The sequence below is a fragment of the Paenibacillus pectinilyticus genome, assembly GCF_001700435.1.
Lineage (GTDB): Bacteria > Bacillota > Bacilli > Paenibacillales > NBRC-103111 > Paenibacillus_E > Paenibacillus_E pectinilyticus.
Genome location: NZ_LYPC01000028.1, coordinates 516,347 through 533,302, shown reverse-complemented (window position 1 = coordinate 533,302; position 16,956 = coordinate 516,347). Strand labels below are relative to the sequence as shown.

The following is a 16,956-nucleotide window of genomic DNA, read 5'->3' as shown; positions in this document are numbered from 1 at the left end:
AGTTCGACCATTCTATTACTTTTATACTACTAGAAAAGGGAATAGGCGGCAATCTAATCCTGTATTCGATAGTTTTCGCTATTTTTCTCCAAAGAATGGATGCGATAGAGCAGGAGATATTGTACTATGAAGAGAGAGGTAAGTGAGCGGAGGGGATTGTCCTGATCGGGTTGAAAATAGTGAAAATAAGCCTAGCAGTTGTCGTGGCCACATCCTCGTGGATGTTGGTAGGAACTCATGCAGAAGCAGCGGCAGTGAAGGCTTTGACCATGGGAGAAGCGATTGATCAGGGATTGAAAAAAAGCACTCAGCTGAGGGATGCCAAAACCGATGTATTAAAGAAAAGAATTGAGCTGGAGCAAGCGCAGCATACCGTGAATAACGAAGCGGCCAAGGCGACTGGGGCGTTCGCAAAACCACACAATTTAAGCCAAGATTTGAGTACGAATTTGAAGGTGCCGGATGCCCGTTCGCAGTTATTTATGGCCCAGGAAACATTACGTCAGTCTACCAATGCGGTTCGCTACGATATTGAGAAGAGCTATTTGACCGCCTATCAAGATGCTGTAGCTGAAGAACGTTCCCGCAAGAAGAATGAAGCGGCGAAAGCCGACGTGGATACGGTGAAAAAGAAGCGCAAATACGGTCTCGCGGATGCAGCGGAACAAGAGAAGGCGGATAAAGCGTTAGAGAAGTCCGTTTCTGATTACAAACAAGCGCAATTAACGGCCAAGTCTAGTCGATTAGCGCTAGGCAAATTACTGCAACTCGATATGGAAAATAAAGTGGAGCTATCGTTTCAGCCGGATTATGCGGATTTGAATCAACGTATTCTCCCTGCCTATATAGCTATGGCCCAGAAGACAACGATAAGCCTATTAAAAGATACAGAGACTCGGCGTTTGGCTGATGAGAAACTGAATACGGCTCGTAATCTATACAGCAACAAGTTCGGCCCTGCCCGTATGCGAGTGATGGATGGTCTTTACCAGCAGCAGGATATCGATATGGATCTATTTCAAGCCAGCTATGATGAAACGCTGCAAAGGGTGAAGGAGGATTGGCAGGGCTTTTTTATGCTGCTAGGCATCATTCCTATCCCGAAATCACTGCTGCAGGGCGAATTTGATGGGATTCGTTATTTGGACGATCTCACGAATGCATTGCCTCTTGCAACCATGGAACAGAATAAGGCACAGCTGCAGGAAAAAGAAAGCCGGAACGGGGTGATTGCCGATGTGCGGCAGTCTTTTTTGGAAGCCAAAGGGACGGAAGAATCCTACGCGCAGGCCTTGCGTGATAAGGATAATGCGGCAACGAGCTTGGCGAAAGCGACTCAAAAGCTGAAGCTAAGCTTGATGAAGGCGGATGAACTGCAGGCTTATCAGGAAGCAGTCGACCAAGCGGATCAACAAATTGTAGCGGCACAAATCGGTTACAAAATGGCGATCGGCAAGCTGGATCTGGCGACTGGCGGGGCAGTGGATCGCACGCTTCGCCCGGGGATTTTGCCATATAAGGATATAGATGATGGACTCTCTCCAATTAAACCTCAAAAACCACAAGCACCACTAGGGACGTGGAAAATTAAGCCTGCCGTAGGTCAGCTACTAAGTGATTTTAGTATCAGTGTAAGCAAAAAGCTGGGTGCAACGGAGTACGCTGTATTTACTAAGGCTGGCAAACGAATTGGGAAACCCGTCAAAATTAATAAACCAGTGCGGAACTTATCACTGAAATTTAGCCAGACCGATCAACTCAAGGTTGTTCTTTATAAAAAAGGGAAAGTGCTTCAAACCCTGCCTCTGGACGGCAAAGGAAGTACTGGACAGCTTGTTGCTGCAAGTGCAACGAGTGGTACGGGTACTGGGACTGCAAGCGATGGAAGTGATACGGGTGCAGGGACGGATGGAAGTGCTGGTAATGATGGTACTTCTGGAAATACCGGAAACGATGGGAATACATCCAGCAGCGGTAGTTCAGGAAACACGGGAAATTCAGGAAATACCGGCTCTGACGGCGCCAATGGCACGGCTGGCAGTACGAATGGTAGCAGTCAAGGCACTTCGGACTCTGGCAGCGAACATGCTAACGGAACCGATGACAACGCTGGTGAGGCTGGACAAGGAGAGGGCTCGGCTAACAGCGGGGAAGGCTTAGGTACAGTTATTATTGGTTCCTATAAAGTAAAGCTTGAAGCATTGACGCCCGAGGCTTACAACGCAGCCACCGCTACTATGGCGGCTTCGGGACAAGGGATGGTTTATCAATCTGATGCTCCGGGAGCGCCATGGATCGGGATGGATGATGTCTTAGATCCGGATGCGTTAACGAATCCACCGAGTTCAGCAGTATTATCCAAGGCGGCTGTGGATGCAATCAAATTGACCGTAGAAATCAAGGAGCCTGGCAAGATTGCGTCCTTACAAACACCGGAACAGCTGCAGCAGCAGATCGAAACGCTTAATCAAGATATCGAGAAGCTTGAAGCAGCGAAAAAAGCAGCCGTTGCTGCTATGAAACTAAGCGAGATCGCGGATCTCGCCGTACAGCTGAAGGATGCGCAGGCTCAGCTAGGCATGCTGCAAGCGCTGCTCAAAGGCGACACCAAAGCCGCACTCGCGCAGATGGCGCTCGTGAACAACCCGGACGCGCTGATCGCAGCGCTGTCCGAAGAATCATCGCCGGCTACTCCCGGCGATGGCACTACTGGCGGCGATGGAACCGCCGCCAATGGCGACCAGGCCAGCGAAGACGCGCTGGCCGATCAAGCCCAGCTCCAGCAGGCGAAGCTGGAGCAAGCCCTCGCCGCCGGCAAGCCGGAAGCCGCTGCAGCCCTGCTGCAGCAGCTTCTCGCGACGCAGGCGCAGCTCGCGGATGCGCAAACGGGCGCATCCGCAGGGGTGGCTTCGCTCGCTGCAGCGAAGCAGAAGCTCCAAGCTGCGCTTAGCGCAGCGCAGGCGCAGCAGGACACGGAGCGAGTTGCAACGCTGACTCGCTCGCTCGAAGCCGTCGACGCAGCGATGCTGTCGACGCAGCAGGCAGCGCTGTTCGCGAAGCTCGACGCTGTACAGGAGCTGCTGGCGGAGCTGCCGCCAGATGCTGCCGTACAGGCGCAGCTGGAACAGCAGATCGAGAAGCTGCTGGCTGGACTGCAGCAGCAGGAGAAAGCGAAGTATTCGCCGGAGGAACAGCAGAAGCTCACAGCCATCGCGGATACCCTGGCAGGTATTACGACTTTGGAGGCGGCTGGGTCTAGTGGCACGGATACTTCTGTCACGATTCAACCTCTTTCGGCAGAAAACGTGCTTTCTTCCAATATTTCTATCAAATTTGCCGCTCCGCCTGTTATAATAAATGGGTCAGCTTATTTACCTGTACGATCCGTATCAGAGTCCTTTGGTGCGGCGGTAGATTGGGATCCGGAGAGCTTCACGGTCACCGTGAGTACGGAATATACAACCATTACGAGCACGATCAATCAGGCTACGGCTTATATAGATGGACAACCCATGGGGATTGATGGACCCTCCCTGCTGCTAGATGGCTTAACCTACGTACCACTGCGGTTTATTTCTGAATCATTAGGCCTAGCTGTGGACTGGAACGCTGCCATGCAGATTATACAGATTGCTAAATAGAGGAGAAGACTAACGATGAAGAAATCGATTGCGGCATTGCTGCTTGTCCTGCTGCTCCTAGGTGCCGCTGGAACTTACCTAGGTGCGAACCGGGACAGTATCGAGCTGTGGCCTTGGAACAAAAGCATGCCTTTCGATGGTTTATCGAAGGCCATCTCGGATTCACAGAATAACCTATTCGTTATCGATAACGCGAAGAAAACCATACATAAGTTAGATTCACAAGGCATCCTCCAATTCTCCATTACAAGTGAAGTTGGGAAGAATGGTGAAGTGTACCGTTTTAACGATATGGCTGTCGATGATCAAGGCTATTTATACACGATTCGGACCTTGCTAGACCCTTATGGGATTGCGGTTAAGTCCGAGCAAATTGTACGGTATAAACCAGACGGAGAGTTCGATCGCAGCCTGTTTACCCAAGAATACAGCGATTCACAGACGAAGAGATATCGACTAGGCTCTTTACGCAATGTACAGGTACATGAAGGTATGGTGTACTTTTTTAATGATGAAGTAAAGAAGTTAGCGCTATACCAGACCCCGACAGGCAATGGAACGACGGCTGATCCGCAGCTCGTGTACTCGATTAAACTTCCTGACAACAAGTATGTGTCAGAAGCGGATGGCTATAAGCCAGGAGATATTTATTATTCTACGCGCAGCGGTGAAATTTATCGTGCCTACAGTGACGGGCGTTCAGAGCTTGTGTATCCCCTTCCAGGCATCGATCGTACACGCCGTAATTTCCCGGAGAGTCTGCATTTGGACAATCAGGGACGTCTTATTTTCATTGATTTTAACTCTCGTATGATTACTCGCCTGGATCCCAAACAGCCTTATGTCTTAGAGGGGCTTGTGGATGATGAGAAGGCCAAAGCCAACCATGTGGAGTTAGCTTTTGATACAACAACGAGCAGTATTGGCCCGGATGACAGTTTGATTATCGTGGAGTCTGCTCAGATTAATCGCCGGCTTCCCGATGGCACGATTACGCCTTCCATAACCGAAGCTGAGTTTAGTCAATCTACGCACAATCACGAAGTTTTCATATGGGCGATTGCGGTGGTTGCCATTCTACTCGTGCTTTACGCGATCAAGCTCATTTTCTTCAATCTATTGCAGCGTCGCTTGCCGCTCATGGTAAAGCAGATCTTCATACTCATACCGGTGATTGCCTTCTCCATGATTCTCCTCTCCACCGTCATTTACAACAGTTTCTCGCAAAAGATGGAAGAAGAAACGTTCAGTGAACTCATTCTACTCGCCAAGAACGGCCAAAATTTAGTTGACGGTGACAAGCTGGAAAGCCTCACTTCGCCTTTGGATTACAAAGGAACGATTTATCAATCGTTTCGCAAGAAGATTCAATCTGTCTTCGAGAATAATGCGCGTGATGATAATCAAGGCTTTTATAAGGCCGTGTACAAATATGAGAATGGCGTCATTTATCGCATTTTGGAAGATGATGATGGCATGCATATGTTCAACCCGTTCCAGCAAACGCCTGAGAATCAACAGGTCGTACTGGAGGGGAAAACAGCAACTGGCCAGTGGCAGGATTTCTCCGGTGAGTGGCGGTATGCGATCGCGCCTATCCTTAATTCCTCTGGCAAAATTGTCGGTGTCTTCGAGACGAGCAAGAACCTAGATGGCATTCTAAAGCATCGCCAAACGGTTTTAAATTCGATTATTCGTAATATTGCTTTCATTTCCGTCGGTTTACTGCTCGTCCTCGTGCTGATGACGTATGTGCTCTTGTCGTCGATACGCAAGCTGCGCAACAGTGTTGGTGAAATTGCCAAAGGCAATTGGGATGCGGTTGTGAAAATCAATACGCGTGATGAAGTGTCAGACCTGGGCGACAGTGTCAATACCATGGCTGCACGGATTCGAGATTACATTACGAAGGTTGAGAATTTCAGTCAGTCCTACTACCGTTTCGTTCCGCAGCAGTTTTTGCGCTTCTTGAACAAAGAAAGCATTCTGGATGTGGAGCTGGGTGATCAAGTTGAGCAGCACATGTCGATTCTGATTTTTAATATCCGTGGATTCTTTCAATTGTCCAAAAGGCTTTCACCAGAAGAGAATTTTAACTTCGTGAATTCGTTTCTCAAGCGGTTTGGACCCTACATCCGAAAGCATGAAGGGCTGATGAATAAGTATTTGGGCGCAGGCTTTATGGCGTTATTCCCGAACCAAACCGATGATGCTTTACTCGCGTGTGTGGAAATGCGCAAAGAGCTGGATATCTATAATGAGCACCGATCGAAGGTTGGCTATCCGCCCATTGATTTCGGCATTGGCTTGCACAAAGGTCCGCTTCGTTTGGGCATTATTGGGGAAGAGAAACGTTTGGAAGGTAACGTAATTTCAGACGGAGTTAACCTAGCTACGATGCTGGAAAAAATGACAGAGCCGCTGGGCGCTTCGATTCTCATCACCGATTCGGTGGTGCAGACCTTGGAGAAGCCGTCCGATTTCCAATATCGGAATCTGGGATTGATTCAAGTGGAAGGCATTCGCGAACCGCTTCATTTGTTCGATGTTTACCAAGGCGATCCGGATACGATTCGGACGTTGAAAGAGAAGACCAAAACCCTGTTCGAGCAGGCGGTTACGTATTATCAAGTTGGGCGATTCTATGATGCGCGTGAGGCATTCCTGATGGTCATTAAGCAGAATCGTCAAGATAAAGCAGCTCAACTGTATTTCTATATGTGTGATGAATATTTCCAACAAGGAACGACAGGCGAATGGAATGGAACCTTATCGGTTTCCTGATATCGTAACGTGCATGTGAAAGAGGCGATTGTGACATGGAGACAAGTAATTTAACCGTACATGAATTGCTAACTGAGAAAGATGCTTTGCGTATAACTGAATTTTATTTGTCGCCTGTTTCATTTGACGATCAACGTCATACCCCAGGGGAGCTGGATCATTTCCGCAATGCCCCCATGCTTAGCTTGACGCAGCGCAATCACCGCCATTGGTTTATTGAGAACGAGGACGGTGAAATCGTTGCTGTGACAAGCTGCAAAGAGAATGAGCACCAATCCGGCGGTTTTCTCTGGGATTACTTAGCTGTTCACCGCGAATATCGCAGACATGGTTTTGCGAAAGTGTTATTTCAAGCGTTAGAATCGTTCGCACGTGCCGCACAAGGTCGTTACATATTGACCTATACCTGTGACTTGCCCGAGTATCAGCCGATTCAGCGGATGTTCAGAACCAATGGCTTTGAATTAATCGGTACATATCCGAATTACTACTATGAAGGTGAAGCAAGACTAGCCTTTTATAAACCACTGTCCCCATGACAGATGAACTAATAGATTGGACCTGATGAGATGCAAGCAACCTTAAAAGGGTGGATGGGGCTGCGTACAGAAGATAGTCGTAAGCTTTGGATGATGCTGCCGATCTTTTACTTTAGCGGGATTGCAGAATCCTTGAATTACACAGCGTTCATGGCACTTTTTAATCTGCGCTTCGGCGTGCAATTTTTACCCTATATCTACATCGTAGAAGCCGCCATTATGCCGCTCGAAGGCTGGCTGTTAGCTAAGCTGGCGAATCGACTGCCGAAGGCCAAAATGATGACTACACTGTACCTTATCATGATCGGCCTGCTCTTCTTGAATGGCGCCGTGCTGCTCGGATTTAAGCTAGGGGGCGTAGATTATCGCTTCTATTACCCGATTCTTTTCCTTACTTCGAATTTCGTTGTGAGACAGCTGACCCTGCTCTTGTGGAGCACAGCTTTTGACTTATGCCCGACCCAACAGGCAAAGCGGTTAATGCCGATGTTCATTGCCTCGACAACGACTGGCGGGATTACAGCGGGCTTAATCGCACATCAGCTTGGTAAGCTGCTCGGCACTGAAGCGGTGTATGCGATGGCGCCGGTACTGATGGTGTTCGGTTTCATTTTCTTCCGTAAAGCTTTAATGCGGTACTTGGTACCTCTCACCTTGAAAGAAGATAAGCGCTTGAAAACGCAGTCGGTGCCTCTTGCCCAAGAGGAGAAACCACAGGCAGCTGGTTATTATGCAAAGCAAATGCTGCGCAATCCTTTCTTACTGTGCGCGGTTGCCCTAATGACATTGATGCCAGCCGTGTATTTCATGATGGAGTATCAGTATTTTACGGCAGCAGAGTTTAAGTTCCCACAAGAGGGAGATTTAACCTCGTTCTATGGCTTAATTACAGCTATACAATTTACGGTGTGCTTACTTTTCCAAACGGTATCCACCCGCTTAATGAACTGGTTAGGTGCCAGTAATATTCTACTCGGTATCACGATCCTATTCTTTGGCGGCTTCGGATTGACGGCGCTATTTATGAATCAAGAACTCGGATTAGTGATGGTGTCTGGGTCCTATGCGATTTTTTATATATTGCTGTACTACATCGCAGAGCCGTGTTATCAGCTTTTCTTCAAAATGATGCCAATCTCCAAGCGAGATGGCTATCGCTATTTTGCACAAGGCGTGGCCGCTTCTGGCGGAATTCTTATTGGATCACTGCTGTCTATGCTGCATTCATTTGGATTGCTGCAGTTGTCTCCCTTGGCATGGTTAGGCGTTGTCGTGGCGGCTATTCTTGTTGTTGTAGCGTGGTTCGGACGAAACCTCTACATTCGTGAGTTGGTTAAAAGCGTTCAATCCCTGCATGGCGATTTGTCCGAGATTGCGAGCTCTTTTATCGGGGGTATTCGCAGTTCCAAAGCTTTATCGGCTATTCTCGGTTATCTGAAGCATCCGAATGATTATGTGCGGGAGTTAGCTTTAGAGATCATCGGTAAAGCGAAAGATTCGGCGTTCCTGCCGCATTTGATCTCCATGATTGGCGAAGAGAGCTCGCGCATTCGCATTGCGGTGCTGCGTGCGATGAACTTGCAGGGAGCAGGTATTCAAGAGCTGGTGCAGGTTGCGTCCTTTTTGGAAGATGAGGATCCTGAAGTACGTGCGGAATGCGTCAAGTTAATTTCTAAGGCTTCTCATCTCAAAAGCCAATCGCATTTCTTTATCCGCGTGAAGTTGCTCGATAGTCACCCGAAAGTCGTGCATGAAGGGGTGAAAGCCCTCTATGCCTTAGAAAGTGAAGAGAGCTATCCGGCCTGTGACGAGGCCATTATCAAAATGCTCGATACCGGCGGCGAATGGGCCGTATATGGCTGTCATACCGTCGCTGATCTGAAACTGGACACGTATGCAGCTTGGGTTGTCTCTTTGCTGGATGAGAAGCGTCCAGCCGTGAAGGTGGCCGCTGCGCATTGTATCGGCAAGCTGCAGCATGTTGAGGCCATCCCTATTCTGCTTGGTATGGTGCCGAAAGCGGATCAAGAGCTGCGCAAAGTAATTCTGCAAGCTCTGGTAGATATGGGGCAAGGCGCATTACCTACACTGCGAGAACATAGTCACCATTCTAACCCCTTCATCTGGAATGCGGTTGTCAGTACGTTAGCTGAATTGCTGGAAGATGGACAGCTGCGTACGATGCTTGTGGATCTCTGCGTGGAGCGACTTCAAGCTTCGACGCAGGAACGCGCACTGCCTGCTGCGCTAGAGGAGCTGGGCCTGCAGGGGCTAGCTGAGCTTGCAAAGGAACGCTGCGGTGAGCTGCATCGCGCACTCATTGACGGAGCGTGGGCCGTGATGGCGAAGCTAGTCGACGAACGCATTATTATGACGCTGCGCGAAGCTATACAAGATGAAAGTGAAGAACTTCGTGAGAACGGCTTGGAAGTGCTTGCGGAAGGACTCGGCGATCGCAAATTGGCGTATGCTTTACTAGATCAGTTTAAGCTGAAGGATACAGACGCTGGAGCAGTGGAGTTACAGCCATTTGAGCTGCTGCAAGAGGCAGCAAGCTGGGCCGATAATTGGCTCAAAGATATTGCGATATACGCACTAAGCGCATTGGAGCGTGATGATATGAAAGAAGAACGCAAGTTTCTAACGATGCTGGATAAAGTCATTTTCTTGAAGCAAGTCAGCCTATTTGCGGATTTGTCTGTGGATGAATTAGGTTTAATTGCGGGAATCGCGACAGAAGAAGTACATGAGGATTTAACCTACTTGCTGCGCCGTGGTGAAGCTAATACGGCGATGTACCTCATTATTGAAGGGCATGTAGAGTTAAGCAATGAGACGGGCGTAGGTGAAACCGCAACGATCGGGGTACTGGGTGCGAAGCAAGCCGTAGGAGAAACGACGGCACTGGATGGTTCTCCATCATCGGTTACAGCACAGGCGATATTCGATGAAGTACGAGTGCTTTCCTTGCAAGGTGAGAGTTTGTCACGGCTAGTGCGGCTATATCCGGAGATTGGAATCGGCATGCTGCATGCTTCGAGTGCAAGAGTGCGACTGCTGGAGAACATGCTTTTGAAAATGTCGTAGGAGTGATTGAAATGGGAGCATCGGAGTCAGAGTCCATCGTTTTGAGCAACGATTTGCAAGAGCTAGAACGTCTAGCAGCTTTTATACGTAGCTTGGCTGTGACCTTTGACATCGATGAGAAGTCGCTGTTTCAACTGAATTTGGTCTGCGATGAACTTGTCACGAACATTATTCTCTACGGTTATCCAAGCTCTGAAAACAGAATGCATGAAATTCGACTTGATGTTGGGCAAAACCTAACAGGCTGGGAGTTGCGCTTGACAGATCGCGGGATTCCATTCAATCCCTTGCTGAAAGCTGCGCCTCGCACGGATTTAACGATCGAGGATCGCGGTATCGGCGGATTGGGGATCCACTTTGTCAGGCAAGTGATGGATGAGTTGATCTACGAACGCTTGAATGGGGAAAATATCTTAATGATGACCAAAAATCGGATGAAAGAGGAGGGCGTTTCATGAATATTACGGAGCAATTACAGGGTGATGTTGTAGTGGTTACCTTAGAAGGCAGATTGGATGGGAACACGTCGGCGAGTCTGGAATCCGCTTTTGCTAAGCTTGTCGAGCAGGGAAACGGTAAGTTCGTTTTTAATCTACAGGGCTTGGATTATGTCAGCAGCGCAGGGCTTCGAAGTTTGCTGTCAGCAGCCAAAATGGTCAAGGTCATTCAAGGTAAGCTGGCCTTGTCACGAATGAATGAGAATGTGAAGGAAGTATTCGATATGTCGGGGTTCAGCAGTATTTTCAAGCTTTATGAGACCGAAGACGAAGCGCTTAATGCGATTAAATAAATAGGTAGTTAAGTAAGTTATTCATGTGAGAAAGGAGCTGCGCTGGATGAGTGTTGTCGTAGGAGTGCTCATAGTTTTGTGCCTTATGGCTGTTATTCAGTGGCAGCTCGGGAATCGTAAGCGGTTAGCAGCGGAAGTCGAGCTTCAGCGGACGATGCAGTTGTTCGATGTGAGCCTGGAAGTCAATTCAACGATTCGTAAACAGGATCTGTTAGTCAAAATCATGGAAACCTCATCCCGCATCATGAATGCGGAGGCCTCATCTGTCATCTTGGTCGACGAGGAAAAGGGTGAGCTGTTCTTCGATCTTGCGCTTGGAGCCAAAGGCGATGAGGTACGTGAAATCCGCCTCAAAATCGGCGAAGGTATCGCGGGCTGGGTCGCCCAGACCGGAAAGTCGGTTAAGATCGACGATGCCGCTCAGGACGAGCGCTGGTCGTCCAAGGTCGCGAAACGGGTGGATTATCCGACGCGGAACATGCTGTGTGTCCCTTTGGTAAGCAAAGGGAAGATCATCGGTGTGCTGCAGGTGTTGAACAAAAGGGGCGAAGCACCTTTCACTGATCGTGACTTGCAGCTGCTGGAATCCATCGCCTCGCCAACAGCGGCTTCTTTAGAGAATGCGATGCTGTACGATGCATTGGAGAAGTCAATTCATGCTTTGAAAGTAACCACAGCAGCCAAAGAACGCATGGAAAGCGAACTGCGAATTGCAACGGACATTCAGATGGGCTTTCTTCCTCGGAAGGGTTTAAGCTTGCAAAGCAGCGGGGGAGCAGCGAGTGGTGAGCGCCTTGGGGCGGAAGCCAACGCTTTGGCGACGATTCGCCCAGCTCGTGAAGTGGGCGGCGATTTCTATGATTATTTTCGCATCGATCAGGACCGTCTGTTCTTCGTACTTGGCGATGTCTCGGACAAAGGGATTCCCGCAGCTTTATTTATGGCGGTGACCATGACGCTGCTGAAAGGTAAAATGACTGCGGAGCTGACGCCAGGAGAGCTGCTGACATCGGTTAATCAAGAGCTATATAAAGATGACTCGACGATGTTTGCGACGATTTTCTGTGGGGTTCTGAACGTCACGACAGGTCAACTTTTGTATAGTGATGGCGGTCATTGCCCTCCATATATCGTGCGCGCTGGCGGTGAGGTGGAGCTTTTGAAAGGGAAGAAGGGGCTTCCGCTTGGGGTTCTAGACGATATGTCGTATATGGATAATGAGGTTACGCTTGAGTTGGGTGATCGAATTATCGTGTACACCGATGGTATTACAGAAGCTGAAGATCAGCAATTAGCGCAGTATGGATTTGCTCGTCTCAAGGATGTATTACTGCGGGAACAATCGAGTGCACCAGAGCTGTTGCTCGCACAGATGGTTAGGGATGTAGATCATTTTGCAGATGGAGCCGTTCAGTCTGATGATATCGCTGTGCTCATTGTGGATCGTGTACCTATGAATTTGTAATCTCCGCTGCAAAGCGTTGTGATATAGTACATATATAGACATCAAGCATAGGACGGATAGGTAGAAGTGCAATTTGCAAGTAAGGAATGTTCCCATTAAAAGTTCGCTAGGAGGGTTACGCCCATGCACAAATCGCATATTAACCGGCAACCAGATTCTTCTCTGCACACGAATAACAGCAACAAAACGAACAGTGCGTCAGCATCCTCTGATTTGATGAATATTCAGCGTGCCATCGGCAATCGTGCTGTGGGCAATATGTTGAACATTCAGACGAAGATGACGGTTGGACCTGTTGGTGATGCGTACGAGCAAGAAGCGGATCAAATGGGGAAAGAAGCAGCGGATCACATTGCAGCATCCGAAAGTGGTACCTCTTCGAAGCCTGATGTACAACGCTCGGAAGGCGGCGAGAGCGAGGAAGAAGAGCTGCAGATGAAGCCATCATCAGAGTCGATCCAACGCTCAGAAGGCGGCGAAAGCGAGGAAGAAGAGCTGCAGATGAAGCCATCATCAGAGTCGATCCAGCGCTCGGAAGGCGGCGAGAGCGAGGAAGAAGAGCTGCAGATGAAGCCATCATCAGAGTCGATTCAACGCTCTGAAGGCAGTGAGAGTGAGGAAGAAGAGCTGCAGATGAAGCCATCGTCAGACGCGATTCAACGCTCCGAAGGCGGTGAAAGCGAGGAAGAAGAGCTGCAGATGAAGCCATCCATTCAGCGTTCGGAGAGCGCAGGCGGGGGCTTTGAAGCGGATGCAGGGATTGAATCGCAGATCAAAGCGAAACAAGGCAGCGGCAGCAAAATGGATGCAGGCATTCAAGCGAAGATGGAATCGGCGTTCAAAACCGATTTTAGCAACGTAAATATACATAATGATTCAGAGTCATCTAAGATTAACAGATCTTTAGGAGCAGAGGCATTTGCAACTGGGAATGATGTGTTTTTCAGGGAAGGTCGATACAATCCAGATACGCGTGAAGGCCAAGAGCTGCTTGGTCATGAACTGACGCATGTAGTTCAACAACGCGGTGGCAAGTAACCGTGCATCGAAAGCGGGTGCATGGAGTACAACTAAAGCTGTCTGTAACGCGGATAAATGAAGTTGAAAAGTGCAATAATTGAAGCGATGGGCAAGAGAAAATAGGAGGACGGGCAGTATGCTGACAGAGCTTGCGCATGCGCGTCATTTGGCGCAATTAGGGCAATTGAAAGAGATTTTAGATGAGGCCGAGCTGGCTACGAATTTATTAGAGAAATCCGAAGCGATTCCGCTTCACGTGCTCATGGCAGGGTTTCAAGAGGATAGCAAAGGGCGAGATCGGTTCCTGCATTTTAGTTTTTTACCGTTAAATGATGAGGAAATTGTCGCTATTCAGCTCCTGCAAATCTACAGCACGCTGCCGTTTCACCTTCATGAAGGTACTCGCGAGGGTTTAGCTTCCTTACTATTGGAAGTGAATACTCGGTTACCTATCGGTCACTTTGGGATTAACGAGGAAGGCGAGATTCATTATCGCTATGTATACAGTATTTCGGCTTCGCGCACGTTCGAGAGTGATGAAGTATTAGAAATCCTCACGCTGTTCGTGTATATGTGTGATATGTTCGCTGAATATATCGAACAGGTGGCCAGCGGTGAAACAGCTGCGGATCAAGTTATTCAGGCTTTGAGAGCGTAGGCTTACGCAAAAAGACCTCCAAACCCACTTCGCGTGGTGTTGGAGGTCTTCGTCATTGCCTGGGAAATAATTCGACTTATTTCAACTTCGTTTGCAGGAGCTCGATAAATTGTTTTCCTGGATCGCCCATTTGGCCGCCGCCTGCAGGACGATTTCCGCCGCCACCGTTTTGACCACCGCCATTAGCATTTCCACCGTTACCGCCATTCTGTCTCTTGCCGCCTGCTTGCTGGCCGTTGCCAGTACCATCAGTCGCATTAGCATTTGGCTTCGCGGACGCATCTGGTGATTGCGCATTACCAGTACCGCCGTTTGTTTTACCTTGTCCGTTGCCATTTTTACCGAAATTACCGCCACCGCCATTCCCACGATTACTCATGCGAGTTTCCGCGTCCGTGATGAATGTTTTCTGGGCATCGGTTAGATTAGCAAGCAGCTTCGTTTTGTTGTCATCGCTTAGCTCTTTCTTCGTTTCGATATCTTGTGCGACAGGAAGCATAGCTTGCGCTTGCTCTTTCGTGATCGCTAAGCCATCGGCTTTATCCAGCATGATCAACGTTTGGAACGTAGTGAAAAGCTGTCTTTGCGCTGGGTCCATCGCAGGGCGGTTTTGCTGGTTCTTTTGCCCGCCATCTGTTGCTGCTGCGGTTTGTTGAGGTTGTGTAGTGCTGGCAGCGGCTGCTGTTTTTGTGTCAGATTGATTCCCGCATCCGCTAAGTAAAATGGGAATTAGAATGCATATGCCTGCAATTTTTTTCATGTCCATTGTGTATGTATCACTCCTATATATTGGTCTCTACAGACTTTATTGTAAGATGATAATATGAAAGAATATAGAAAACAAGCTGAATGGGACATAAATTTTAGCTTAAAGTTGGCTGAGTGTAACCACGACAAGGAGGTGCTTTATGGAGTTCAGGACGATCGATGTGATCAAGGATCGAGAGACGATTATCGCTTTTCGGAAGGATTCGTATGTAGTGAGCTTCGGCAGTGAGGAAGGGTTCGGGGACGCGGACGAGTATGTGAATAGAATTGCCAACCGCATCAAGCGGTTTCCAGATGGACTCGTGCTCATTGAGGAAGAGGGGCAACCCGTCGGTCAAATGGAGCTTCAAATTGTGACTTACGAGGGGGAACAGATTGGTTATGCCAATCTATTCTATTTGATTCCGTCGTACCGCGGGAAAGGGCATAGCCAGCAGCTAGTTGCGTATGCAGAGCGATTTTTCAGCAAATATAGCGTCAAATCGTATCAACTACGCGTTGCACCGACTAATGTGCGGGCGCTTCGCCTTTATGAGAAATGGGGCATGCGTGTTTTAGCAAAAGAGGAAGAACATCCTTACCCAGTGTGGCTCATGGTGAAGGAACTTTAATTCCCTCACCATGCCTAGGAAGACCAGTGTGGCGGTCGGGTTAAATAGGGCGGGAGCTTCGTGAGCGCATCGCCTTTAGCTGCATTGACTTGAAACTGCGTCAGAAATAGGCTGTCCGTCAGATCGGCACCTCGGAGGTCCGCATCTCGAAAATCAGCGCCGATGAGGTCGGCCTTCCGTAGATTGGCGCCGCTCAGATTAGCGGCAATGAGATAGGCGCCCCGCAGGTTAGCGCCCCGCAAGTCGGCGCCTTTGAGGTTAGCGCCGATGAGATCTGCGCCTCGGCCGTAAGCTTTGCGGCGGCCGGGCGCGTTCTTCAGCGCGCGAAGCGCCTCCTCGCGGACGAGCTCGCTTGCGCGCAGGAGCAGGACATTGACAGCGGCGCGATGTGCCGCCACGTCTAGTAGAAGGAGACGCTCCGCATCGAGATGCGTAAGTCGCTCCGTCTCAGCAAGTGAGGCACGAAGCTCATCATGGATCTCGCTAGCCGCCTCGAAGCTCAAAGCCTCAGTCAAATACCAGAGCAGCTCATGAAGCTGGCGCATCCTTGGAAACACATCAAACATGGGCTTTGCCGTGCTAGGCGCTTGGCGCCAGTCTTGTCCTCCAAAGGTCACCTGAGATACATGCTGGCCTGCACCGAAGCAATCGTACACCGTGCAACCGCGAAAACCGATTTGTCTGAGCTGCGTATGCACACCGCAACGGAAATCATCTTGCAGATGGGTGCATGGCTGACCAGCATCTTTGGTGTTTGCGAAGTCTGACGAAGCAGCATAAGGCAGTGCGACACAGCATAGGCCGAAGCAGCGCGCACAGTCTCCTTGCATATGAGAGCGATCCCCATCGGGGAGGCTTGTTGGTATGGATTGCGTAGACATTGTCAATCTCCTTGTTGTGTTATTATTTTGAATAGACAACCTAATTGGTTATTATTTTCCATTATACAATGAGAAGCCATATGCAAAAAGCAAGAGTTGTGTTATAACTGGGAAAAAACGTTTCCACGACCAACGTGAGAGGGAGAACATTCATGAGCACACTAACGAAAGCCATATTAATTGCGTCTAAGGCACATGATGGTCAAGTAGACAAAGGTGGGAATCCCTATATTTTACATCCCATTCGCTTAGCCAGCCGGGCCCAATCAACGGAAGAATCTATCGTTGCCGTGCTGCACGATGTCGTGGAGGATTCGCATATAACCTTATTTGATTTGAAAAAGGAAGGCTTTAGCTTATCCGTTATTGAAGCGTTAGACTGCTTGACGAGAAGACCGGATGAATCGTATGAAGGCTTTATCAAGCGTATTAAAGTCAATCCATTAGCCGCTGTGGTGAAGCTGCTCGACTTAGAGGACAATTGCGACCTCAGCCGGATTGAACATCCCACCCGTCAAGATGTTGAACGAATCGATAAGTACAAAAAAGCGATCGCTGAACTGAAATTTAAAGAGGCGTAGCAATAAGTCTCAGTGGAAGAGCTGGCACCTAGAGGTGTCAGCTTTTTTTGTCGAAAAAGACTTGGCCAGGCAAGACACCAATCGACATACGAAATGTGCTTTTTGCCATATGATACAGGTATGGATCTGAA

General features: G+C 49.0%; 13 protein-coding genes. 11 read left to right on the top strand and 2 right to left on the bottom strand.

Features of this window, described 5'->3' with window-relative positions:
* Positions 1–179: 179 nt before the first annotated feature.
* From A8709_RS30080 to A8709_RS30040, 9 genes are all read left to right on the top strand, one after another.
* The gene (locus tag A8709_RS30080) at positions 180–3,641 is read left to right on the top strand and encodes a stalk domain-containing protein (RefSeq protein ID WP_141692702.1); all 3,462 of its coding nucleotides are present in this window, start codon (positions 180–182) and stop codon (positions 3,639–3,641) included.
* Positions 3,642–3,656: 15 nt separating this feature from the next.
* Positions 3,657–6,425: an adenylate/guanylate cyclase domain-containing protein gene (locus tag A8709_RS30075; RefSeq protein WP_065858189.1), complete on the top strand. Its 2,769-nt coding sequence runs from the start codon at positions 3,657–3,659 to the stop codon at positions 6,423–6,425.
* Positions 6,426–6,460: 35 nt separating this feature from the next.
* Positions 6,461–6,964 carry a GNAT family N-acetyltransferase gene (locus A8709_RS30070; protein WP_065858187.1) on the top strand — a complete coding sequence of 168 codons (504 nt, stop codon included), beginning with the start codon at positions 6,461–6,463 and terminating at the stop codon, positions 6,962–6,964.
* A gap of 54 nt (positions 6,965–7,018) precedes the next feature.
* Positions 7,019–10,051: a HEAT repeat domain-containing protein gene (locus tag A8709_RS30065; RefSeq protein ID WP_065858185.1), complete on the top strand. Its 3,033-nt coding sequence runs from the start codon at positions 7,019–7,021 to the stop codon at positions 10,049–10,051.
* Positions 10,052–10,062: 11 nt separating this feature from the next.
* Entirely contained in the window at positions 10,063–10,509 is a 447-nt protein-coding gene (locus A8709_RS30060) for an ATP-binding protein (RefSeq protein ID WP_065858183.1), read from the top strand.
* The gene (locus tag A8709_RS30055; RefSeq protein ID WP_065858181.1) at positions 10,506–10,841 is read left to right on the top strand and encodes an STAS domain-containing protein; all 336 of its coding nucleotides are present in this window, start codon (positions 10,506–10,508) and stop codon (positions 10,839–10,841) included. Before A8709_RS30060 ends, A8709_RS30055 begins: the two co-directional genes overlap by 4 nt.
* An 85-nt stretch (positions 10,842–10,926) precedes the next feature.
* A complete protein-coding gene (locus A8709_RS30050; protein ID WP_208607769.1) occupies positions 10,927–12,306 on the top strand; it encodes a PP2C family protein-serine/threonine phosphatase in 1,380 nt (459 codons plus the stop codon).
* 123 nt (positions 12,307–12,429) lie between these two features.
* Complete coding sequence (locus A8709_RS35325) at positions 12,430–13,344, top strand: eCIS core domain-containing protein (RefSeq protein ID WP_065858177.1); 915 nt, start codon at positions 12,430–12,432, stop codon at positions 13,342–13,344.
* A gap of 118 nt (positions 13,345–13,462) precedes the next feature.
* Complete coding sequence (locus A8709_RS30040; protein ID WP_065858175.1) at positions 13,463–13,984, top strand: YbjN domain-containing protein; 522 nt, start codon at positions 13,463–13,465, stop codon at positions 13,982–13,984.
* Positions 13,985–14,060: 76 nt separating this feature from the next.
* On the opposite strand, the gene A8709_RS30035 is transcribed toward A8709_RS30040, so the two are convergent.
* Positions 14,061–14,750, bottom strand: a complete 690-nt coding sequence (locus tag A8709_RS30035) for a hypothetical protein (RefSeq protein WP_065858172.1) — start codon at positions 14,748–14,750, stop codon at positions 14,061–14,063.
* Positions 14,751–14,892: 142 nt separating this feature from the next.
* On the opposite strand from A8709_RS30035, the gene A8709_RS30030 reads away from it, so the two are divergent.
* Entirely contained in the window at positions 14,893–15,363 is a 471-nt protein-coding gene (locus A8709_RS30030) for a GNAT family N-acetyltransferase (protein ID WP_065858170.1), read from the top strand.
* A gap of 14 nt (positions 15,364–15,377) precedes the next feature.
* Here A8709_RS30030 and A8709_RS30025 read toward each other — a convergent pair whose 3' ends face one another.
* Positions 15,378–16,244 carry a pentapeptide repeat-containing protein gene (locus A8709_RS30025; protein ID WP_065858167.1) on the bottom strand — a complete coding sequence of 289 codons (867 nt, stop codon included), beginning with the start codon at positions 16,242–16,244 and terminating at the stop codon, positions 15,378–15,380.
* Positions 16,245–16,396: 152 nt separating this feature from the next.
* Between A8709_RS30025 and A8709_RS30020 the strand changes: the two genes are divergently transcribed.
* A complete protein-coding gene (locus A8709_RS30020) occupies positions 16,397–16,825 on the top strand; it encodes a GTP pyrophosphokinase (RefSeq protein WP_065858165.1) in 429 nt (142 codons plus the stop codon).
* Positions 16,826–16,956 lie beyond the last annotated feature (131 nt).